The organism is Micropruina sonneratiae, assembly GCF_025972045.1.
Lineage (GTDB): Bacteria > Actinomycetota > Actinomycetes > Propionibacteriales > Propionibacteriaceae > Micropruina > Micropruina sonneratiae.
This window is the reverse complement of the sequence record NZ_JAPDHX010000003.1, coordinates 100,522-120,596: the sequence shown is the minus strand read 5'-3', so window position 1 is coordinate 120,596 and position 20,075 is coordinate 100,522. Positions and strand designations below refer to the sequence as shown.

The window sequence follows — 20,075 nt, the reverse complement described above, 5'->3', positions numbered from 1 at the left end:
GTTCCCCTGGACCCCTACCCTCCGATGGCGTTGAGCTGCCGGTCCAGCGCGCGGCGTCCGGCGCGGTCGACCGACGCCACGATCACCTCGACGCCGCTGATCGGGCGGACGAGGGCGGCGGCCAACTCTTCCAGGGTGCCGACCCGGTCGGCGGGGACGCCGTAGCCGACGGTCACCAGCGCCGGGTCGACGCCCGAGGGGGTGGCGAAGACCCGTTCGAAGACGTCGGCGTAGCGGTCGGCGCCGTACTCCAGGGTGGCGAAGATGCTGCCCCCGGAGTCGTCGGCGACAACGATCCGCAGGTCCGGACGCCGCTCGCCCAGCCCCGCGGCCAGGCCGTTCAGGTCGTGCAGGAAGGTCAGGTCGCCGCACAGCAGGGTGGTCGGCTCGTCCATGGCTAGCGCCACCCCGACGGCGGTCGACACGGTGCCGTCGATACCGGCCAGGCCGCGGTTCGCGAACACCCGTTGCCGGCTCAGCGGCGCCAGGTCGGCGTCCCGGATCGGTTGGCTGCTGCCCAGCACCAGGACGCCGCCGGCCACTGCGTCCGCCACCGCCGCGGCGACCGCGGGGCCGGTCAGCACCGGCTGCGCGGCGACCAGCTCATCCACGGCGGCGCTCAGCGCGGCGTCGGCCGCCGACCAGCGCGCCCACCAGTCCGGATCGCCCTCGGCAACCTCGACCCATGGCACCACCGATGAGGCCCGCCACCCCGGATCGACCCAGCCGCCCCCCGGAGCCACCACGACGATCTCGACATCATCACTTGCCAGCAGCCGGTTCACCGGGCGGGAGAGGGTCGGGTGTCCGAACACCACCACCCGTTCGACCTCGCCCGCGAGCGGGCCGGCGAGCAGCAGGCGTCCCGTCCGCAGGGCGGCCGCGCGGGCGTTGCTGGACGGCTCGGCCACCAGCGGCAGCCCGGCGCGGTCAGCCAACGCCGCCACTCTGCGACCCACGTCGGGGGCGGCGTCCCCGCACAGCAGCAGGGTGCGCGGGCCGGCACCCAGAGCCACCGGCTCGGCCCGCCCGGAATCGGCTCGCATCACCGGCCGCACGCGCGGAAACGGCTCCTCGTCGCCCACCAGGGGTTCGGCGAGCTCGACGTTGAGGTGCACCGGGCCCGGGGCGGCCGGATCGGCGGCGAGCAGGCAGGCACGCGCCACCTGCGCCGGCCAGGACGCCGCGGGAGCGGTGGACGACACCCGGGCCGCCCAGCGCACGAAGGCACCGAACAGCCCGACCTGGTCGGTGGTCTGGTTGGCGCCGAACCCCACCATGGCGGCGGGCCGGTCGGCGCTCACCACCACCAGCGGCACCCCGCCGTGATGCGCCTCCATCACCGCGGGCAGCAGGTTGCCGACCGCGCTGCCCGACGTGGTGACCACCGGCACCGGCAGTCCGGACGCCTTCGCCAGGCCGAGCGCCAGGAAGCCGGCGCTGCGTTCGTCGTAGCGGACGTGCAGCCGCAGCAACCCGTCGAGCTCGGCCCGGGCCAGGGCCAGCGCCAGCGGTGCGCTGCGCGAGCCGGGCGCCAGCGCCACCTCGCGGACGCCCTGGGCCACCAGTTGGGCGATGATCGCCGTAGCGCAGCGTGGAGACGTCATCGCTGCTCCTCGGCCGCGGTCGCCAGGCCCAACGAGCGGTGCTCGGCCACGCTCGACCAGCGCTCCCGCCACCAGCGGTCCAGCTCGGGCCCGGCCGGCCACGAGCCGGCGACCGGTTCGGCCCGCCGCACCGGCAACGTCCCGGCCCGCGCCACGAGCGGCTCGGCCACCACGTCGCCGCCGAGCAACTCGACCGTGTTCAACCCGCAGGCGTAGGGCAGTTCGGGCAGTGCTGCGGCCAGCGCGACCCCGGCCGCGATCCCGACCGAGGTCTCCAGCGCCGACGACACCACCACCGGCAGGCCGAGCCTCTCGGCAAGCTCCAGGCAGCGCCGGACGCCGCCCAGCGGCTGCACCTTCAACACCGCCACGTCGGCGGCCGCGAGCGCCACCACCCGCTCGGGATCGCCGGAGCGGCGGATCGACTCGTCGGCCGCGATCGGGACGTCGATGCCGGCCCGCGCCAAAGCCAGCCGGAGCTCGGCGAGCTCCTCGACGGTGGCACACGGTTGCTCGGCGTACTCCAGCTCGAAGCGGGACAACGCCCGCAGCGCCCGCACCGCCTCGTCGATGCTCCAGCCGCCGTTGGCGTCCACCCGCACCCGCCCGGACGGGCCGAGCGCGTCGCGGACGGCCTCGACCCGGGCCAGGTCGTCGGCGAGCCCCTGGCCACGGTCGGCGACCTTCACCTTGGCTGTCGAGCACCCCCCGGCGAGCGCGAACGTGCCGGCGCGTTCGGCGTCCACGGCCGGGACCGTGCTGTTCACCTGCACCGAATCGCGCACGGCCTCGGGCCAGCCCCGCACCGCGGCCTCGACCGCGGCGTCCCGCCAGGCGTCGATCTCGGGCCGCTCGTATTCGGGGAACGGGCTCCACTCGCCCCAGCCGGCGGGGCCGTGCAGCAACAGCCCGGAGCGTCGCACGATGCCGCGGAACCGGGTCCGCAGCGGCACGTCGTAGCTGCGCAGCGCCTGCGGCCCGGGGCCGGCGGGTGGGCCGTCCATCAGGCGCCGATCACCAGGCCGAGGGCGAGGCCGGCAGAGGCCACCAGCTCACCCAGTCCGACCAGCTTCAGCACGCCGATCAGCGATCGGCCGGTGCCGCCGGCGAGCACCTCGCGACACGGACCGGCCAGCGCCACCAGCGCGACCAGGCCCAACAGGGCCCACGGCGTCGTGGCGAAGGCGACCAGCACCACTGCGGCCATCGCGGCGGCGACCAGAACGACGAAGAACCAGCGGGTGCGCCGGTCGCCGAGCCGGGTGGCCAGGGTGCGCTTGCCGGCCGCGGAGTCCCCGGTCAGGTCACGCAGGTTGTTGGCGACCAGGATGGCGCAGGCCAGCGCGCCCACCGCCACCGCCGCCGCCCAGGTCGCCGGGGGTGTCCCGCCCACCTGGACCAGCACGGTGCCGCCCACCGCGACCAGGCCGAAGAAGACGAAGACGAACACCTCACCCAGCCCCAGGTAGCCGTACGGACGCCGCCCGCCGGTGTAGAACCAGGCCGCGGCGATCGCCGCCGCACCCACCAGCAGCAGCCACCACATGCCGGTGATCAGCACGATGCCCAGCCCGGCCAGGGCCGCGACGGCGAAGCACGCGAACGCGGCCGCCTTCACGCTGCCCGGGGAGGCCGCGCCCGAACCGACCAGCCGCATCGGGCCGACCCGCTGTGCGTCGGTGCCGCGGATGCCGTCGGAGTAGTCGTTGGCGAAGTTCACGCCGATCTGCAGCGACAGGGCGACCACCAGGCACAACACCGCCGACCCGGCCGACAAGGCGCCCTCGAACCAGGCCAGGCCGGTGCCGGCGAGCACCGGCGAGACCGCCGCCGGCAGGGTGCGCGGACGGGCGCCCTCCAGCCATTGACTCGGACTGGCCACTCAGCTCCCTTCGGCCCACAACCGGCGCAGGCTCGCCCGGTCGATCTTGCCAGTGGACGTTCGGGGCAGGCCAGCGACCCGGCGCAGCTCGCGCGGCAGCGCAGCCGGCTCGAGGCGTCCGGCCAGCCGGGAGCGCAGGTCGGCCACGGTGAGGTCGGCCTCGGCAACGGCCACGATCCGGGTGCCCCACCGCGGGTCGGGGACGCCCAGCAGCGCGACGGCGCCCGGCCCGAACTCGTCGTCGACGGTGCGCTGGGCCAGGCCAAGGTCGACGTTCAGCCCGCCGGTGATCACCACCTCGTCGATGCGCCCCAGCACCTGCAGCCGCCCCCCGGACCAGCTGCCCCGGTCCTGGGTGCGCAGGGTTCGCCCCGCCGGGCCCACGACCAGGGCCGACGCCGTGGCGTCCGGATCGAGTCGGTAGCCGGAGAACACGCCGGGCGCGGTGATCTCGATCCGCGCGGCGGCGGCGAGGTCGACCCGGACGTCCTCCAGCGGGACGCCGTCGTAGACGCAGCCACCGCAGGTCTCGGCCATGCCGTAGCTGGTGACCAGGGCGAGGCCGGCGTCCCGGCCCCGGCGCAGCAGCTCGGCAGGCACCGCCGAGCCGCCCACGACGACGGCGTCGAACCCGGCCAGCGCGCGGGTGGCGGAGGCAGACTCGAGTGCCCGATGCAGTTGCGCTGCGACGACCGAGACGTAGTTGCGGCCGCTGCCCAGCGGCAGCTCCGACAGGTCGGACGCCACCACGCTCGCCCGGCTGCCGGCGACGGCGGCGCGGGCCGCGGTCATCATGCCGGCCACGTAGTGCAGCGGCAGCGGGCAGACCCAGTCCCCCGCCCCGCCGAGCCGGGCGTGCAGGGCCTCGGCGGAGGCTCGGATCGCTTCCCGGGTGAGCAGGACGCCCTTGGGGTCGCCGGTCGAGCCCGAGGTGCCGATCAGCACGCCGATGTCGTCGCCGAGCGGCTCGGTCTCCAGGCGCCAGCCCGCGGGGACCGACGCCGGGTCGGCCACCACGGCGACGCCGGGGCCACCGGCCAGCACCTCGGCGACGCCGGGCACCACGTCGGCGCCGGCGATCAGCTCCGTACCCACGTTTTCACCCTACTGTCGGCGGGTAGATTGGGCGCATGCCGCGCATCCTGCCGGTGGTGCTGCTCGCACTGCTGGTCATCTACTGCCTGATCGAGGTCGCCCAGGCCGACCCCGACCGGGTGCGCGCGCTGCCGCGCTGGCTGTGGGTGGCGCTGATCATTCTGCTGCCCGGACTGGGCGCCATCGCCTGGCTGGTCGCCGGACGTCCGCTGCGGACCCAGCCGCCACCCAAGCGACCGCGTGCCCCCGACGACGATCCGGACTTCCTGCGCGGGCTCTGACCCGCGACGTGCGGCTCGGCGGACCGTCACCGCGGGGCCTCGACGGCCCCCAGTGGGCCACTCCCGACACCCACCCCGAGCGGTCAGCCGGCCAGGAGACACCTGAGATTTTCCTTAACATCAATCATGTGGCACCCTCGTCGGGTGCCCTTTCTCGTCCGTCCCGCGCTGGCGGCTGCCGCCGCGCTGTGCCTGGCGACCGGTTTCGCGACCGCGCCGGTGGCGCATCCCCAGCGGCCGGTGGAGGTGGACGCGGCTTCGACCCCGCCCGTCGACCGCGACTCCGAGGCCTCCCGAGACGACGCTCGCCCCGCCCTGCTGCCCGACGTGGTCAACGCCGCGGCCCGGCGTGAGGCGGCACTGAGCAGGACCGAGGCCGACATCGCCGCCCGCGAGCGGTCGCTCCAGGTCAGCGACTTCGTGAAGCAGCGCGCCGCGGCTGAGAAGAAGCTGCGCTACGCCGAGAAGGTGAAGCGGCTCGGCTACGACCCCAAGACGTCCGATCCCAAGGACATCGCGAAGCAGATCATGCTCAGCGCACACCACTGGGGCAAGGACCAGTTCACCTGCGTCAACAAGATCTGGACGCAGGAGTCGCAGTGGCAGTGGAACGCCGACAACCCGACGTCGAGCGCCTACGGCATCCCGCAGGCGTTGCCCGGCTCGAAGATGGCCAGCGAGGGTGCCGACTGGCGGACGAACCCCGTGACGCAGATCAAGTGGGGGCTGAAGTACATCAAGAGCACCTACGGGACGCCGTGCCAGGCCTGGGCCTTCAAGGCCGGCCACGGCTGGTACTGAGCCGTCCCCAGGCGGGACCGGACGTCGTCGCGCGGTAGGTGTGACTAGTTGCGGCGCTCGACCGGGGGGATGATGCCGTCCTCGATCGCCCGGCGGAACAGTTCGAGCTTGTTGTTGGCCGGACGGTTCACCTGGGTGTACTTGACCCGGATGCGCTTGAGGTACTCCTTCACGCTGTTCTCGGTGATGTAGAGCGTGCCCGCGACCTCGGGGATCTCCAACCCGGCCACGTAGAGCGACAGGACCTGCTTCTCGCGCGGGCCGAGCTGGGCCGCGACGTAACTGGTGTCGGACTCGATGGCGCCCAGAATCTCCTGCGACAGCACCATCTGGCCGTTGGCGACCGCCTCCAGCGCCTCGATGGTCTGGGCGATCGGCTCGGCCTTGCGGCACACCCCGTCCGCGCCCCCCGCCAGCGCCCGGCGCACCAGCCGCATGTTGTCGGCGATCGAGTAGACCAGGATGCGGTAGCCGCGCTCGGCCAGCTTCTCGACGTTGTCCTTGGGGTCGGAGTCGTCACCCAGCGACAGGTCGAGCATCACCACGTCGGCGTCGACGTCGTCGGCCAGGAACTCGTCCACGTTCTCGTGCGAACTGACCACCTCGACCCTGTTGCCGGCGTGCTGCTCCAGGGCGGCGCCGACGCCCAGCCGGATCGCTTCGTGATCGTCGATGATCGCGGTCCGGATGGTGGGCGAATCGGTCATGTCTTCCTCACTGTCACGGTGCCGGCCTCGTCAATGGTAGTGAGGTTACGCTCCGCGTCGACCTGCAGGATGGTGACCGCGTCGGCGTACCCCTCGGGGGCCGTCCTGGCGACGATCCGGCCACCGGTCGAGGTACGGACGAGCTGCTCCAGCCGTCGCAGGGTGGCCAGCCGCACGGGTTCGGGCAGCCGCGAGCCCCGGTTGTCCACCAGCACCACCTCGACACCGCGTCCTCGAGCGGCCTGGATGGCATCCGAAACTCCTTGTGACACGAGGTTGCCGGCCCGCAACGCATCCCTCAGGCGACCCTCGAGGATGCGGCACGCGTCCCGCTCCTGCGCGCTCAGTTGATGGTTCGGATCGGCCAGGTTCTGCAGCAACGGCCCGATCTGCTCGCGCAACTGGGTGAGCCACACCTCGCGCAGCACCAGTTTGGAGAAGCTGTCGGCCATCGCGTGGGTGTTCTCCCGCGACGTGCTGCGCACCCGGACCAGTTGCTCACCGATCGAGCGCAGGCCGCGCATCACCAACGTCGCCAGGGTGACCCACAGCACTGGCCCGAAGACGACGTCCATCAACTGGTAGGGACCCTGGTCGGTCTGCACCGACCACACGATCGACTGCACCAGGAAGATCGCCAGCCCCACCCACGCGGCGGTCCGTTGGCCACGGACCAGCACGGCGATCAGCAGCACCATCACCACCGAGTAGTGCCAGGTCGCGTAGCTGGGCATCGAACCCTCGCGCAGCACCGCGTACATCAGGTGGGTGACGGTCGTCAGGCAGAACACCACCAGCCCCGCTTCGAGCGTGGTGATCACCCGCTCACCCGAGCGGTGCAGGGCGATCCCGGTCGCGATGATCGCGACCCCCTGGGCGACCAGCACCGGCACCGGGTCGGACGCCGACAACGTCGAGATCAACCCGACCAGCACCTGCACGCCGACCACCAGCCAGACCAGGAACAGGAACAGCTCGACCCGCAGCACCGAGCGCAGCGCCTCGGACGCCCGCCGCCGCGAGATCGGTGTCCGTGGCCGCTCGGTCTGGCCGCTCCACCGCAACCTGACGACGGTGCCCTTGCCCGGCGCCGAATCGATGTCGACGGTGCCGCCGATGCTTCGCATCCGCTCGGTCATCGACACCCGGATGCCGAAGCGGTTCTCGGGCACGTCGGTCGGGTCGAAGCCCTTGCCGTCGTCGCTGATGTCGACCCGCAGCGACTGGTCCCCGTTGACCACCCGGGCCGAGATGCCGATCGTGACGTTCTCGGCCTCGGCGTGCCGGGTCACGTTCAGCGCCGCCTCACGGCAGGCCTGGCCGAGGATGCTGGCCACGTTCGGGTTGACCGTGAAGCCCTCCCCCGCCGAATCGAGCTCGACCTCGGCCTGCGGGCAGACCGGCTCGACCATGTCCTCGATCAGCCGGGCGAGCTGGTGGGGCGACAGCGGCTGGCCGGAATCGGTCGGGGCGCCCGCCTCGGCCAGCGTGTCCAGGGCGGCACCGGCCAGTTCGGCGACCTCGCTGCGGGGCTGGTCGGTCTGCACCGCAGTCACCAGGGTCGTCATCACACGGTCATGGATGATGCCGTCCAGCATCGCCCGCTGGCTGCTGAGGGCACGGTCGATCGCCCGGTCGGCCTCGACCCGCTGCGATTCGGCCGTGGTGGCGTCCAGCTCATCGACGGCGGTGGCGAAGAACTGGATGAGCAGTAGCAACGCGGTCGGCAGCACGAGCAGGGTCAGCACGTCCTGGACGGCCTCCAGGGGCTCCACCGCGCCGCCGGCCGGGGTGAGACGGACGAAGCCGAACGTGATCGCCGCCACCACGGTGTAGACGAAGCCGACGGGCACCGTGGTCGCCATCGCCGCACACACTGCCGCGATGCCCAGGCACATCCATAACCAGGGGCCCTCGGTCGCCTTGGTGGTACTGGTCCAGGCCCACACCCAGGTGGCCAGGCCCAGCAGCGTGACGAGGGCGTAGGCGCCGCACAACCAGCGGACATCGCCCAGCGACCAGGCGTACAGCGGCATCAGCAGGGTGAATCCGACGATGCCGCCGCCCACCACGACGAGCCAGATCGGGTGCAGGTCGGGCACCTGCCCCAGCGCCATGAACAGGGCCGGAACCAGGGTGGCGAGGCAGGTCATCGCGACGGCGCGGGCCAGCCACAGCCGCAGCCCGGCAGCACTGGCGCCCCGGGTGGGATCGGCCCGGCCCAGGTGCCCCGCGGACTTCGTCAGGGTTGCGCCGCTCACCGTCACGGGGCGGCTCGCAACGCGCGGGCCCCGCGCAGCCGGGGTGGGGCGAAGGCGTCACCACTGTGCGGCGCAGCCGTCGGGGCAGGCGCAGTGACCCCCCACTGCGCGTCCTTCATGGAGTCATACTGCCACCGGGGCCATAGCGATTCCAGCGCGAGCCGGTCGGCCGGGGCGAGGTGCCGGCGCCCGCACTCCTCAGGCCGTGTAGTCGTTGCTGAAGGCGTCCGTGGCCGTGACCGGCGCCGCGATCAGGTCGTGCTCCTCCAGGAAGGACGCCATCGCCTGCCACTGCGCGGGGTCAAGCGCCGAGGCGAAGCGGCCGCCGTCGAGTGCCATCACCTGCAGGGTGGCGGCCAGCACGGCGGTGGTGTTCGGCCTGGATTCCTCCGTCCAGCCCGGGATCCGGCTCGCCGCGGCGTCGACGGCGGCGTCCGGGTCAGCGGCCGTCGCCTCGATGGCGCGGTCGGTGGCGGCGACGACGGCGCGCACGACGTCGGGGTTGGCCTGCGCGTACGCCTTCGTGGTGAGCAGGCTGGCACTGACCAGCGGAACGGTGCCGGGGGCGACGTCGATCGCCCGGGCCGCGGTGCCCGCCTGCTCGAGCTGGACGAGTTCGTTGTTGCGGAAGCCGACGATGGCGTCGACCTTCTTGGTGGTCAGCGCCGCCACCTGGGTGTAGCCGACCTCGACGATCTTCACGTCGTCCTCGGTGAGCCCAGCGGTGGCGAGGGCCAGTTGGGCGGCGAGCCACGACTCGCCGTAGCGCCCGGGCACGCCGAGCGAGCGGTCCTTCAACCCGGACAGGTCGTCGATGGGCGAGCCGTCCAGCACGATCACCTGCACCGGGAACGCCTTGTAGTAGGCGCCGACCGCGATCACGTCGACCCCTTCGGCGCGAGCCTGCATGGCCTCGCTGCCGGCCGCGACCAGGAAATCCTCCGTGCCGGCGGTGAGCGCGGTGAACAATCCCTCGGTGGAGCCGTGGTGGCGCAGGCTGACGGTGGCCGGGACGCCGCTGAACAGCGACTGCTCCTCGGCCACGTAGAACGGGGCGAACTGCACGTTGGGGATGTAGCTCAGCCCGATCACCGCCCGGGCCGCGCCGGTCGGGGCGGACGGCGTCCCACTCGCGGGGGCGGTCGTCGCGCCGGCACCGGTGCTGCACCCCGCAGCGGCCAGGGCGAGGGCGGCGGCCAGGAAGGTTCGGCGATGCATCGGTCTTCTCCTCAGGTCAGCGACTCGACGATGGCGGAGCGGCGCTCCCACCAGGTGATCAGCGAATAGGCGCCGGCGGCGATCAGGCACAGCCAGGCGATGGTGGCGAACATGCCGGTGGTGTCGACCGCATCGCGCTGCACGGTCAGCACGGTGCCCAGGCCGGCGCCGCCCATCACCATCTCGCCCACCACCGCACCGGTCACGCTCAGCGCGAAGCCGTTCTTGAAGCCGCCCAGCAGTGACGGCAGGGCCAGCGGCGCCTCGATGTGCCGCAGCAGGGCGAGGCTGCCGGCGCCGTCGAGCCGGGCGGCGTCCGACAGCTCGCGCGGGGCCATCCGCAACCCCACCACGGCGGCGACCAGGATCGGGAAGAAGACGATCAGCGCGCACAGCAGCACCACGGGCACCAGTCCGTAGCCGATCCACAGCACGAGCAGCGGCGCCAGGGCGATCGCCGGAATGGCCTGGGTGGCGCCGAGGAACGGTTGGACCGCGTCGGAGAACCAGGCCGAGCGATGGATCGCCACCGCCAGCGGCAGTGCCACCACGGCGCCCAGCAGGCAGCCACCGAGCGCTTCGGCGAGGGTGACGGCCAGGTATGGCCACAGCGTGCCGGCGGTGGCGTCCGTCCAGAGCCGGGCCAGCACCCGCGCCGGTCCCGGCAGCAGCACCGGCGACGCGACGGCGGCGGCCAGCGACCACAGCCCGAGCAGCACGACACCCAACAGCATCGGCGCGATCACGCGCCGGTGCCTCGGGTTCAGCCGCCTCATCACATGTCCTCCGGTTCCGTTCGTGGACCGGGGGTCGGCGCGGCAGGGTGCGCCGATGGCGACGCACGCCAACGGCGCGAGTCACCCGTGCTGCCTCCCATCCGGACTTTCACCGTCGGTCCCGGAATTCCACCGGATCAACCGCTGCCTGGGCAGCGGGTCGCGGACTGTCACCGCCGGTTCGGACTTACACCGACCCCGGAGCACGAATCGCGCACAGTCTAGTACCACCCCGCCGCTGGATAGGGTCGGGCCCATGCAGCGACCCGACCCCGTGCGAGCCGTGGTGTTCGACTTCGACGGCCTGCTGGCCGACACCGAGAAGCCGTGGGGGGTGGCCGAGCGGTCGATGTTCACCAGCCGCGGCGTCCCCTACGGCGACACCGAACGGGCACTGTTCCTGGGCACCGCCGTCGAGACCACCGCGGCGATCATGGCCGACTATTTCGACGAACCGCAGCCGCGGGTGCTGGCCGACCTGCTGGCCAGGGCCCGCGACGAACTGGCGGCCGGCTCCGAGCCGATGCCGGGCGCGGTCGACCTGCTCGGACGCCTCCGGGTGCCGTTCGCGGTCGCCAGCAACACCCCGCGCGACCTGCTGGATCTGTCGCTGGCGGCGTCCGGCCTGGGCGAACTGGTGCCGGTGTCGGTGTCGGCGAGCGAGGTGGCGGCGTCCAAACCGGCGCCGGACGTCTACCTGCGCGCCTGCGAGCTGCTCGGCGTCCGGCCCGCGACGACGGTGGGCATCGAGGATTCCCGCACCGGCGCCGCCGCGGCCCGCGCGGCCGGGATGTACGTGGTGATGGTGCCCTCCGGCCCTTGTGATCCCGATGATGCCGACTTCCTGGGGGCGTCCCTGAGCGACCCGGGGCTGCTGGAGCTGCTCGGCCTCTGAGGCCCCCACAGCCCTGCCCACAGCTGACCACAGCGAACACACAGGTCGGTTTCCTAGCGTCGAAGCGCAATCGCTGAGGAGACCCAATTCATGGCAACTGAGACCGACCAGGTCGACACCGAACCACTTCCGACCGATACCGCCGAGGAGGAGGCGGCGCCGCCGAGCAGGCGCCGTTTCCACATGACGGGCAGGCGGTGGCTGTGGCTGTCCGTCGCGCTGGCCCTGATGCTGGCCGCCGGTTTCGGCAGCTACCTGCTGTTCCGCCCGCGCGCGGCGGGCGCCGCACAGGGCATGAGCCGCACCGTCGAGGTGACCCGGGGCACCCAGACCCTGACGGTCGGCCTGGACGGCACGCTCAGCCCTCGCAAGTCCTCCGACGTCAACTTCACCGTGTCCGGCACGATCACCGCCGTGTACGTGAAGGCCGGCGACACGGTGAAGAAGAACCAGAAGCTGGCCCAGATCGACGACGGCGACCTCACCAACGCCGTCGACGTCGCCGAGGCCAACCTGACCACCGCGCGAACCAACTACTCCGAGGTGGTCGACAACAACGACGGCAGCAGCGCCGCCATCGCCTCCGTGAAGGCCCAGGTCTCCTCCGCCAAGGCGGCGTTGACCAGTGCCCGGCAGAACCTCGACGACGCCGTGCTGCGCTCCCCCATCGCCGGCACGATCGCCTCGGTGAGCGCCGAGGAGGGCGACACGGTCAGCGGCAGCGGCTCGTCGTCCGGCTCGACGTCGTCGGGCTCGGGCGGCGGATCGAACAGCGGGGGGTCCGGCGGCTCCGGGACCAGCTCGTCCACGAGCAGCACCGCCCAGTTCAGCGTGATCTCCACCTCGACCTGGAAGGTCGAGGGCACCGTCGGCAGCACCGACCTTTCCTCGATCAAGGCCGGGCAGAGCGTCGCGGTGACCCCGTCGGGCGCCACCGAGTCGATCAAGGGCACGGTGGCCTCGGTCGGCATCGTCGCCAGCTCGTCCTCCAGCGACGGGACGGCCACCTTCCCGGTGGTGATCAACCTGTCCGGCACCCACTCCGACCTGTACTCGGGCACCACGGCGAGTGCGGTGATCACCACCGGCACCTACGACGACGTGCTCAGCGTCGCCACCGCGGCGATCAGCACCTCGGACGGCAAGTCCGTGGTGACCAAGGTGGACGGCACGTCCACCAGCGTCGTCGAGGTCGAGACCGGCCGGGTGTTCGGTGACAGCACCGAGATCACCTCCGGCCTCGCCGAGGGCGACCAGGTGCAGATCACCTTCACCCGCCCCTCCGGCACCAGCACGACCGGCAGCGACCAGAGCCAGGGCGGCGGTTTCGGCGGCGGCGGCTTCGGCGGTGGCGGCTTCGGCGGCGGCGGGGGCGGTCAGCCACCGGGCGGCGGCGGCAACGGCAACGGCGGGAACGGACCGTGACGATGACCCGGATGCTCTCGATGCGCGACGTGCGCAAGACCTATTCGACCGGCGTGGTGAAGGTGGACGCCCTGCGCGGCGTCGACCTGAGCGTCGACGAGGGTGACTACCTGGCCATCATGGGCCCCTCCGGCTCGGGCAAGTCGACGCTGATGCACATCATCGGCTGCCTCGACATCCCCACCGCCGGCACCTACGAACTGGACGGCACCGACGTCAGCAAGATGACCGAGAAGGAGCTGGCCGAGGTGCGCAACCGCAAGATCGGCTTCGTCTTCCAGCAGTTCAACCTGCTCTCCAGCCTGTCGGCGCTGCGCAACGTGGAACTCCCGCTGGTCTACGCCGGCGTCCCGGCCGCCCAGCGCAAGCAGCGGGCCATGGCCGCGCTCGACAAGGTCGGGCTCGCAGACCGCGTGCAGCACCGGCCCGGTGAGCTGTCCGGCGGCCAGCAGCAGCGGGTCTCGGTGGCCCGGGCGCTGGTCACCGACCCGGCCCTGCTGCTCGCCGACGAACCCACCGGCAACCTCGACTCGCACTCGACCGCGGAGATCCTCGACCTGTTCGCCGAACTCAACGGGGCCGGCCGCACGATCGTCATGATCACCCACGAACTGGACGTCGCCCAGCAGGCCAAGCGGACCGTGTTCATCCGCGACGGGCTGCTGAACTCCACCGACGCGCTGCTGGCCGGGACGGTGCAGTGATGGAATGGTCCGAAACCATCAAGACCGCCGTCGCTGCGCTCAACGCCCGGCGGATGCGGTCCCTGCTGACCATGCTCGGCATCCTGATCGGCATCGCCGCGGTGATGCTGACCGTCGGACTCGGGCAGGGCACCCAGCAGCAGATCACCAGCCAGATCAATGCGCTGGGCTCGAACATGATCATCGTCTCGCCCAGCCAGACGACCACGTCCGGTGGTTTCCGCGGCGGCGGTGGTGCGGCGTCCACCCTCACCACGGCGGACGCCGCCATGCTGGCCGATCCGACGGTGGCGCCCGACATTGCCGCGGTGGCGCCCATCTCGAGCGTGTCCGGCTCGCTGCAGTCGTCGTCCACGACCTGGACCTCGACCGTGGTCGGCACCGTGCCGGACTGGCAGACGGTGCGCGCCCGCGAGGTGGCGTCCGGCCGGTTCTTCTCGACCTCCGAGGTCGACAGCGCGCAGAGCGTCGCGGTGATCGGCTCCGAGACGGCGACGGAACTGTTCAGCAGCGTCAATCCGATCGGGCAGAGCGTCAGCATCAACGGCCAGTCGTTCACCGTCATCGGCGTGCTCGCCGAGGCGGGGTCCTCGCTGTCCAGCAACGAGGACGACACCGTACTGGTGCCGCTGACCACGTTCGCGAACCGGCTGTCCACCTCGACCAGCGTCAACAGCGTCTCGTCGATCTACCTGTCCGGTAAGGACGCCGACAGCCTGTCCGCGGCCTATCAGCAGGTGCAGACCGCCCTGCTCGCCGCGCATCAGGTGACCAGCGACGACGCCGACTTCTCGGTCAGCACCCAGGCGTCCCTGGTCGAGACCGCCACCTCGGTCAGCGGGGTGCTCACCCTGCTGCTCGGCGGCGTCGCGGGAATCTCGCTGCTGGTCGGCGGCATCGGCGTGATGAACATCATGCTGGTCTCGGTCAGCGAACGGGTCCGCGAGATCGGCCTGCGCAAGGCGCTCGGCGCGACGCCGGCGGTGATCCGCCGGCAGTTCCTGGTCGAGGCGGGCATCCTCGGCACGCTGGGTGGTGTGCTCGGCGTCACCATCGGCGTCGTCGGTGCGGCGATCCTGACCCTGACCCTGTCGATCGACGTGGCCGTCTCGGTCCCCGTCACCCTGCTCGCCCTGGTGGTGTCTCTCGGCATCGGCCTGGTCGCGGGCGTCTACCCGGCGTCGCGGGCCGCCAAGCTGGCCCCGATCGACGCCCTGAGGAGCGAATGATGGCAATCAACCCACGCGTCCGCGGGGTGATCATCGCCGGCACCGCGCTGGCCGTGGTCGCCGGCGCCGGACTGACCGCAGCGATGGCGTCCACGTCGGGCTCGAACCGGTACGTGACGGCCGTCGTCGGTACGGGTGACGTCACCCAGACCTACAGCACCAGCGGCAGCATCACCCGGACCAACACCGCCGAGGCGTCGTTCGCGGTGGACGGCACCATCCGGTCGGTCACGGTCGCGGTGGGTGACACCGTGCGTGCGGGCGACCTCTTGGCCGTGCTGAAGAAGGGCCCGCTGCAACTGGCGGTGCTCGAGGCCGAGACGACGGTGGCCGAGGCCAAGGCGTCGCTGTATTCGGCGGAGAATCCCTCCAGCACCTCGAGCGGGACGGGCTCCGGCTCGGGTGGTTCCGGCTCCGGAGGAAGCAGCTCGTCGGGCTCGAGCTCCGATGGTTCCAGTTCGGTTGGTTCCAGTTCGGTTGGTTCCAGTTCGGGTGGTTCCAGTTCCGGTGGTTCCGGTTCGGGTGGCACGTCCTCGGGCGTCACCATCGACCCCACCGCCCTGGTCGCCGCGACCAAGCGGGTCACGGACGCGGTGAGCGCCGAGCAGACGGCGTGCGAGCCGGTCTTCGGCAGTTTCTCCGACACCGATCCTGACCCGTCGGCCAGCCCCAGCGCCTCGGCGTCGGCGTCCGCCAGCCCCACCGCGTCGGCCGAGCCGACCGGCTCAGCCGACCCGACGGCGACGGCCACGCCCAGCGCGTCGTCGTCACCGACCGACGAAGCCAGCGCCTCCCCGAGCCCGTCGGAGAGCGCCACCGAGTCGGCCACGGCGTCCGCCTCGTCGGGCGTCATCAAGAACCAGTCCGACACGATCGAGAGCAACGACCCCAGCACCGCCGAGCTCAAGGCCTGTGGCGACGCCCGGGCGGAGGTCAACCTGGCCACCCAGGCGCTGCAGGCGACGGTGAACCGGCTGGTCAGCACCGGGTCGTCCGCGGGTTCCAAGGGGACCTCGGGCACCACGACGTCGCGCGGATCGTCGTCCGGCACGTCGTCGGGCACGTCGTCGTCGGGCAGCAGTTCCTCCGCTTCGTCGAGGTCGAGCGGCTCCACTACCACCGTGAGCGCGTCGCAGGTGGCCTCGGCCAAGGCCAAGCTGCTGGAGGCCGAGCAGGCCCTGCAGGAGGCCGAGGACGACCTGGCCGACGCCGAGCTGGCCTCCCCGATCTCGGGCACCGTGGGCGCCGTGGACATGGCGGCCGGCGACGACTCGGGCACGATCACCATCGTGGGCAAGGGCAACGCCCAGGCCACCTTCGAGTTGCCGTTGAAGACCCGCACCCTGATCGCAGCCGGGCAGGAGGTCACCGTCACGCCGGCCGGTTCGACCACCACCCTGACCGGCACCATCACCTCGATCAGCGCGGTCGAGACGAGCGGCACCTCCGGCGATTCTCCGACCTACAGCACCTCGGTGACGATCTCGGATCCGGACGCGCTGCTCGCCTCGGGCTCGAAGGCGACCGTCGACATCCCGGTGCAGTCGGCCAGCAACGTCGTCCGGGTGCCGGCCTCGGCCGTCACCCCCACCGGGACCGACGCCGCCACGGTGAGCGTGGTGGACAGCGCCGGGGCCGACACGGCGTCCACCGTGCAGGTCACCACCGGCGCCGTCGGTGCCGGCTGGGTCGAGATCACCGACGGGCTGACTGCCGGGCAGCTGGTGGTGCTGGCCGACACCACCGCCGACATCCCGTCGAACAGCACCAGCACCGGGCGCTCCGGCAACCGCTGAGGCCGGGTTCCAGGCAGCGGCCGGCGCCCGGGGCGAGACCCTGACGCCGGCCGTCGGCGCCGTGGGCACCTCGCGCGGTCACTCCTGAGGGTGACCGATGGCGTTGGCGCCCGACGACCGCCGTTTCGTACCATCGAAACCGACGCCCGCGAACTCTCCGGGCGCCGGTTCTGGGGGGAATCACATGGTGCGAAAGATCATCGCTTCCGTCGCGTTCGGCAGCGTCCTGCTGCTGCCGCTGGCCGCCGCCGGGCCGGGCGACGCCGTGGCTGCACAGCCGAGTCTGGTCGGGGCGGCCGCCCCGAGCGGTAAGACCGGCGTCTACAAGAACTGCACCGCGTTCAACGCGAAGTACAAGCACGGCGTCGGCAAGAAGGGCGCCAAGGACAAGGTCAGCGGCAAGTCCAAGCCGGTGACCACCTTCAAGCGGTCGACCGCCATCTACAAGAAGGCCATGGCCAACAACAGCGGCCTCGACCGCGACAAGGACGGCGTGGCCTGCGAGAAGCGCTGAGGTCGCCGGACGGGCCGCGGCTCAGGCCAGGCGTCCGTCCTTGACCACGCTGCGCACCAGCGGGACGCCGGGCCGGTAGGCCAGGTGCAGGTGGCTGGGGGCGTCCAGCACCACCAGATCGGCGACCGCACCCGGTCGCAGGACGCCCAGGTCGTCGCGCTGCAGGGCGAGCGCCCCGCCGCGGGTCGCGGCCCACACCGCCTCGTCGGGGGTCAGGTGCAACTCCCGCACCGCCAGCGCGATCACGAACGGCAGCGAGGTGGTGTAGGACGTGCCCGGGTTGCAGTCGGCGCCCAGCGCCACGGTGACCCCGGCGTCCCAGAGCCGGCGGGCGTCCGGGTAGCGGTTGCGGGTGGAGAAGTCCGCGGCCGGCAACAGCGTCGCCACTGTGCCGGAGCCGGCCAGTGCCCCGATGTCGGCGTCGTCGGCGTGGCAGACGTGGTCGACCGACGCCGCCCCCAACTCGACGGCCAGCTGGATGCCGGGGCCCTGGTGCAACTGGTTGCCGTGCACCCGGACGCCGAGCCCGGCGCGTTGCCCGGCGGTCAGCACCGCCCGGGACTGGTCGGCGTCGAAGGCGCCGATCTCGCAGAACACGTCGATCCAGGACGCCAGCGGCGCGCACGCGGGAATCAGCTCGTCGATCACCAGAGCCACGTAGGCGTCCGGACGGCCTCCGAACTCGGGCGGCACCACGTGCGCCGCCAGCAGGGTCGTGAACGGCGTGTGGCTACCGGCGACCTCGAGGGACCGGCGCTCGTCAGGCACGGTCTGGCCGTAGCCGGACTTGATCTCAACCGTGGTGGTGCCCTGCGCCAGGTACTCGGCGCGCAGCCGGGCGACGTTGGCGTGCAGCTCGGCGTCGGTGGCTGCCCGGGTGGCCGCCAGGGTCGAGCGGATGCCGCCCGCGGCGTAGCGCTCCCCCGCCATCCGGGCGGCGAACTCCTCCGCCCGGTCACCGGCGAACACCAGGTGGCTGTGACTCTCGACGAACCCCGGCACCACCGCCGCACCGCCGGCGTCCAGCACCTCGTCGACACCGCGGTCGGCCTGCGTGCGCGGCCCGACCCAGGCGATCCGATCGCCGTCGACGAGCACCGCGGCGTCGGGGATCACGCCGAGCCGATCGCCGTGGACGGGGTCGTTGGTGACCAGCGACCCGATGTTGTCGACCAGCAGGCTCATCGGCTCAGCCTTCCAGCATCGGCACCCGGACGCCGCGCTCGCGGGCGACGTTGGCCGCGTGGGGGTAGCCGGCGTCGACGTGCCGGATGACGCCCATGCCAGGGTCGTTGGTGAGCACCCGCTCGAGCTTGGCCGCGGCCAGATCGGTGCCGTCGGCGACGCACACCTGCCCGGCGTGGATCGAGCGGCCCATGCCGACCCCACCGCCGTGGTGGATGCTGACCCAGGACGCCCCCGAAGCCGTGTTGACCAGGGCGTTCAGCAACGGCCAGTCGGCCACGGCGTCCGTGCCGTCGAGCATCGCCTCGGTCTCGCGGTAGGGCGAGGCGACCGAACCGGAATCGAGGTGGTCGCGACCGATGGCGATCGGACCGACCTCGCCGGCGGCCACCATCTCGTTGAACTTCAGCCCGGCGCGATGCCGTTCGCCGTAGCCCAGCCAGCAGATCCGGGCCGGCAGCCCCTGGAACGCCACCTTCTGCTGCGCCATGGTGATCCAGCGCCTCAGGTGCTCGTTCTCGGGGAACAGCTCCAGGATCGCGGCGTCGGTGCGGCGGATGTCCTCGGGATCGCCCGACAGCGCCGCCCAGCGGAACGGGCCCAGGCCCTCCTCGAACAGCGGCCGGATGTAGGCCGGCACAAAGCCAGGAAAGGCGAAGGCGTCGGCGAAACCGCCCTTGCGGGCCTCGTCGCGGATCGAGTTGCCGTAGTCGAACACCTCGGCGCCGGCGTCCTGGAAGCCGACCATGGCGGCCACGTGAGCGGCCATCGCCGCTTGTGCATCGCGGGTGAAGCCCTCGGGGTCGGCCACGGCGCGGGCCTTCATGTCGGCGAACTCGTAGCCCAGCGGCAGGTAGGCGAGCGGGTCGTGGGCGGAGGTCTGGTCGGTGACCACGTCGACGACGATGTCGCCGGCCCGGTGGCGCCGCAGCAGTTCCGGCACCAGTTCGGCGGCGTTGCCGAGCAGTCCGATCGACAGCGGACTCCGGTCGGCCTTGGCCTGATTGGCCTGCGCGATCGCGTCGTCCAGATCGGACGCCTTGGCGTCCAGGTAGCGGTGTTCGATGCGCCGGTCGATGCGGCTCTCATCGCAGTCGATGCAGATCGCGACGCCGTCGTTCATGGTGACCGCGAGCGGCTGCGCACCGCCCATGCCGCCCAGCCCGGCGGTGAGCGTGATGGTGCCGGCCAGGGTACCGCCGAAGCGCTTCCGGGCGACCGCGGCAAAGGTCTCGAAGGTGCCCTGCAGGATGCCCTGGGTGCCGATGTAGATCCACGACCCGGCGGTCATCTGGCCGTACATCATCAGCCCCTTGGCCTCCAGCTCGCGGAAGTGCTCCCAGTTCGCCCAGTCGCCGACCAGGTTCGAGTTGGCGATCAGCACCCGCGGCGACCACTCGTGGGTGCGGAACACCCCGACCGGCTTGCCCGACTGCACCAGCAACGTCTCGTCGTCGGCCAGCGTCTCCAGGGTGCGGACGATCGCGTCGAACGCCTCCCATGAGCGCGCGGCCCGCCCGGTGCCGCCGTAGACCACCAGGTCGTCGGGGTGCTCGGCGTTCTCCGGGTCGAGGTTGTTCATCAGCATCCGCAGCGCCGCCTCCTGCTGCCAGCCGCGGCAGCGCAGTTCGGCGCCGCGCGGGGCTCGGACGGGGCGGGGTCCTGACATCGGTTCTCCTGGCGGGCTCTGGGGCGGACG

General features: G+C 72.0%; 19 protein-coding genes and 1 riboswitch. Of the genes, 8 read left to right on the top strand and 11 right to left on the bottom strand.

Annotated features, from left to right (window positions below; all coding sequences use genetic code 11):
• Positions 1 to 14: 14 nt before the first annotated feature.
• The 4 genes from menD to OIE40_RS08670 are packed head-to-tail and all read right to left on the bottom strand — an operon-like array spanning position 15 to position 4,584.
• A complete protein-coding gene (gene menD, locus OIE40_RS08685; RefSeq protein WP_264701812.1) occupies positions 15 to 1,607 on the bottom strand; it encodes a 2-succinyl-5-enolpyruvyl-6-hydroxy-3-cyclohexene-1-carboxylic-acid synthase in 1,593 nt (530 codons plus the stop codon).
• Positions 1,604 to 2,611 carry an o-succinylbenzoate synthase gene (locus OIE40_RS08680; RefSeq protein WP_264701811.1) on the bottom strand — a complete coding sequence of 336 codons (1,008 nt, stop codon included), beginning with the start codon at positions 2,609 to 2,611 and terminating at the stop codon, positions 1,604 to 1,606. Before OIE40_RS08680 ends, menD begins: the two co-directional genes overlap by 4 nt.
• The gene (locus tag OIE40_RS08675) at positions 2,611 to 3,489 is read right to left on the bottom strand and encodes a 1,4-dihydroxy-2-naphthoate polyprenyltransferase (protein ID WP_264701810.1); all 879 of its coding nucleotides are present in this window, start codon (positions 3,487 to 3,489) and stop codon (positions 2,611 to 2,613) included. The genes OIE40_RS08680 and OIE40_RS08675 overlap by 1 nt, the downstream gene beginning before the upstream one ends.
• Entirely contained in the window at positions 3,490 to 4,584 is a 1,095-nt protein-coding gene (locus OIE40_RS08670) for an AMP-binding protein (protein WP_264701809.1), read from the bottom strand. It abuts the gene before it with no gap.
• A 35-nt stretch (positions 4,585 to 4,619) separates the two neighbouring features.
• On the opposite strand from OIE40_RS08670, the gene OIE40_RS08665 reads away from it, so the two are divergent.
• Positions 4,620 to 4,865, top strand: a complete 246-nt coding sequence (locus OIE40_RS08665; protein ID WP_264701808.1) for a PLD nuclease N-terminal domain-containing protein — start codon at positions 4,620 to 4,622, stop codon at positions 4,863 to 4,865.
• Between the two features lie 144 nt (positions 4,866 to 5,009).
• Positions 5,010 to 5,666, top strand: a complete 657-nt coding sequence (locus OIE40_RS08660) for an aggregation-promoting factor C-terminal-like domain-containing protein (protein ID WP_264701807.1) — start codon at positions 5,010 to 5,012, stop codon at positions 5,664 to 5,666.
• Positions 5,667 to 5,710: 44 nt separating this feature from the next.
• On the opposite strand, the gene OIE40_RS08655 is transcribed toward OIE40_RS08660, so the two are convergent.
• The 4 genes from OIE40_RS08655 to OIE40_RS08640 form a co-directional block, all read right to left on the bottom strand.
• A complete protein-coding gene (locus OIE40_RS08655) occupies positions 5,711 to 6,373 on the bottom strand; it encodes a response regulator (RefSeq protein WP_264701806.1) in 663 nt (220 codons plus the stop codon).
• Positions 6,370 to 8,634, bottom strand: coding sequence for a sensor histidine kinase (locus OIE40_RS08650; protein WP_264701805.1), 2,265 nt, complete (start codon positions 8,632 to 8,634; stop codon positions 6,370 to 6,372). Before OIE40_RS08650 ends, OIE40_RS08655 begins: the two co-directional genes overlap by 4 nt.
• 198 nt (positions 8,635 to 8,832) lie before the next feature.
• Complete coding sequence (locus OIE40_RS08645) at positions 8,833 to 9,852, bottom strand: ABC transporter substrate-binding protein (RefSeq protein ID WP_264701804.1); 1,020 nt, start codon at positions 9,850 to 9,852, stop codon at positions 8,833 to 8,835.
• A gap of 11 nt (positions 9,853 to 9,863) precedes the next feature.
• On the bottom strand, positions 9,864 to 10,628 hold the full coding sequence (locus OIE40_RS08640; protein ID WP_264701803.1) for an ABC transporter permease: 765 nt from the start codon (positions 10,626 to 10,628) through the stop codon (positions 9,864 to 9,866).
• 83 nt (positions 10,629 to 10,711) lie between these two features.
• A riboswitch (FMN riboswitch) is annotated at positions 10,712 to 10,839 on the bottom strand.
• Between the two features lie 45 nt (positions 10,840 to 10,884).
• On the opposite strand from OIE40_RS08640, the gene OIE40_RS08635 reads away from it, so the two are divergent.
• The 4 genes from OIE40_RS08635 (at position 10,885) to OIE40_RS08620 (ending at position 14,881) form a co-directional block, all read left to right on the top strand.
• On the top strand, positions 10,885 to 11,523 hold the full coding sequence (locus OIE40_RS08635; protein ID WP_264701802.1) for an HAD family hydrolase: 639 nt from the start codon (positions 10,885 to 10,887) through the stop codon (positions 11,521 to 11,523).
• Positions 11,524 to 11,613: 90 nt separating this feature from the next.
• The gene (locus tag OIE40_RS08630; RefSeq protein ID WP_264701801.1) at positions 11,614 to 12,948 is read left to right on the top strand and encodes an efflux RND transporter periplasmic adaptor subunit; all 1,335 of its coding nucleotides are present in this window, start codon (positions 11,614 to 11,616) and stop codon (positions 12,946 to 12,948) included.
• 11 nt (positions 12,949 to 12,959) lie between these two features.
• Positions 12,960 to 13,652, top strand: coding sequence for an ABC transporter ATP-binding protein (locus OIE40_RS08625; RefSeq protein ID WP_264701800.1), 693 nt, complete (start codon positions 12,960 to 12,962; stop codon positions 13,650 to 13,652).
• Positions 13,652 to 14,881: an ABC transporter permease gene (locus OIE40_RS08620; RefSeq protein WP_264701799.1), complete on the top strand. Its 1,230-nt coding sequence runs from the start codon at positions 13,652 to 13,654 to the stop codon at positions 14,879 to 14,881. The genes OIE40_RS08625 and OIE40_RS08620 overlap by 1 nt, the downstream gene beginning before the upstream one ends.
• Before the next feature lie 151 nt (positions 14,882 to 15,032).
• Here OIE40_RS08620 and OIE40_RS08615 read toward each other — a convergent pair whose 3' ends face one another.
• The gene (locus tag OIE40_RS08615) at positions 15,033 to 16,031 is read right to left on the bottom strand and encodes a hypothetical protein (RefSeq protein ID WP_264701798.1); all 999 of its coding nucleotides are present in this window, start codon (positions 16,029 to 16,031) and stop codon (positions 15,033 to 15,035) included.
• On the opposite strand from OIE40_RS08615, the gene OIE40_RS08610 reads away from it, so the two are divergent.
• Together OIE40_RS08610 and OIE40_RS08605 are read left to right on the top strand one after the other, a co-directional pair.
• Positions 16,003 to 16,677, top strand: coding sequence for an efflux RND transporter periplasmic adaptor subunit (locus tag OIE40_RS08610; RefSeq protein WP_264701797.1), 675 nt, complete (start codon positions 16,003 to 16,005; stop codon positions 16,675 to 16,677). The two genes, OIE40_RS08615 and OIE40_RS08610, sit on opposite strands and share 29 nt — an antisense overlap.
• Before the next feature lie 184 nt (positions 16,678 to 16,861).
• Positions 16,862 to 17,191 (top strand): excalibur calcium-binding domain-containing protein, encoded by a 330-nt coding sequence (locus OIE40_RS08605; protein ID WP_264701796.1) that lies wholly within the window; start codon positions 16,862 to 16,864, stop codon positions 17,189 to 17,191.
• Between the two features lie 21 nt (positions 17,192 to 17,212).
• Here the strand turns inward: OIE40_RS08605 and hutI are convergent, their stop codons facing one another.
• Both hutI and hutU read right to left on the bottom strand, forming a co-directional pair.
• The gene (gene hutI / locus OIE40_RS08600; protein ID WP_264701795.1) at positions 17,213 to 18,376 is read right to left on the bottom strand and encodes an imidazolonepropionase; all 1,164 of its coding nucleotides are present in this window, start codon (positions 18,374 to 18,376) and stop codon (positions 17,213 to 17,215) included.
• Positions 18,377 to 18,380: 4 nt separating this feature from the next.
• Entirely contained in the window at positions 18,381 to 20,045 is a 1,665-nt protein-coding gene (gene hutU / locus OIE40_RS08595; RefSeq protein WP_264701794.1) for a urocanate hydratase, read from the bottom strand.
• Positions 20,046 to 20,075: the final 30 nt, after the last annotated feature.

Bases quoted from the DNA above. Each gene is read 5' to 3' on its own strand.
- menD (WP_264701812.1), bottom strand. From the start codon at position 1,607: ATGACGTCTCCACGCTGCGCTACGGCGATCATCGCCCAACTGGTGGCC.
- OIE40_RS08680 (WP_264701811.1), bottom strand. From the start codon at position 2,611: ATGGACGGCCCACCCGCCGGCCCCGGGCCGCAGGCGCTGCGCAGCTAC.
- OIE40_RS08665 (WP_264701808.1), top strand. From the start codon at position 4,620: ATGCCGCGCATCCTGCCGGTGGTGCTGCTCGCACTGCTGGTCATCTAC.
- OIE40_RS08655 (WP_264701806.1), bottom strand. From the start codon at position 6,373: ATGACCGATTCGCCCACCATCCGGACCGCGATCATCGACGATCACGAA.
- OIE40_RS08645 (WP_264701804.1), bottom strand. From the start codon at position 9,852: ATGCATCGCCGAACCTTCCTGGCCGCCGCCCTCGCCCTGGCCGCTGCG.
- OIE40_RS08640 (WP_264701803.1), bottom strand. From the start codon at position 10,628: ATGAGGCGGCTGAACCCGAGGCACCGGCGCGTGATCGCGCCGATGCTG.
- OIE40_RS08635 (WP_264701802.1), top strand. From the start codon at position 10,885: ATGCAGCGACCCGACCCCGTGCGAGCCGTGGTGTTCGACTTCGACGGC.
- OIE40_RS08630 (WP_264701801.1), top strand. From the start codon at position 11,614: ATGGCAACTGAGACCGACCAGGTCGACACCGAACCACTTCCGACCGAT.
- OIE40_RS08625 (WP_264701800.1), top strand. From the start codon at position 12,960: ATGCTCTCGATGCGCGACGTGCGCAAGACCTATTCGACCGGCGTGGTG.
- OIE40_RS08620 (WP_264701799.1), top strand. From the start codon at position 13,652: ATGGAATGGTCCGAAACCATCAAGACCGCCGTCGCTGCGCTCAACGCC.
- OIE40_RS08605 (WP_264701796.1), top strand. From the start codon at position 16,862: ATGGTGCGAAAGATCATCGCTTCCGTCGCGTTCGGCAGCGTCCTGCTG.
- hutI (WP_264701795.1), bottom strand. From the start codon at position 18,376: ATGAGCCTGCTGGTCGACAACATCGGGTCGCTGGTCACCAACGACCCC.
- hutU (WP_264701794.1), bottom strand. From the start codon at position 20,045: ATGTCAGGACCCCGCCCCGTCCGAGCCCCGCGCGGCGCCGAACTGCGC.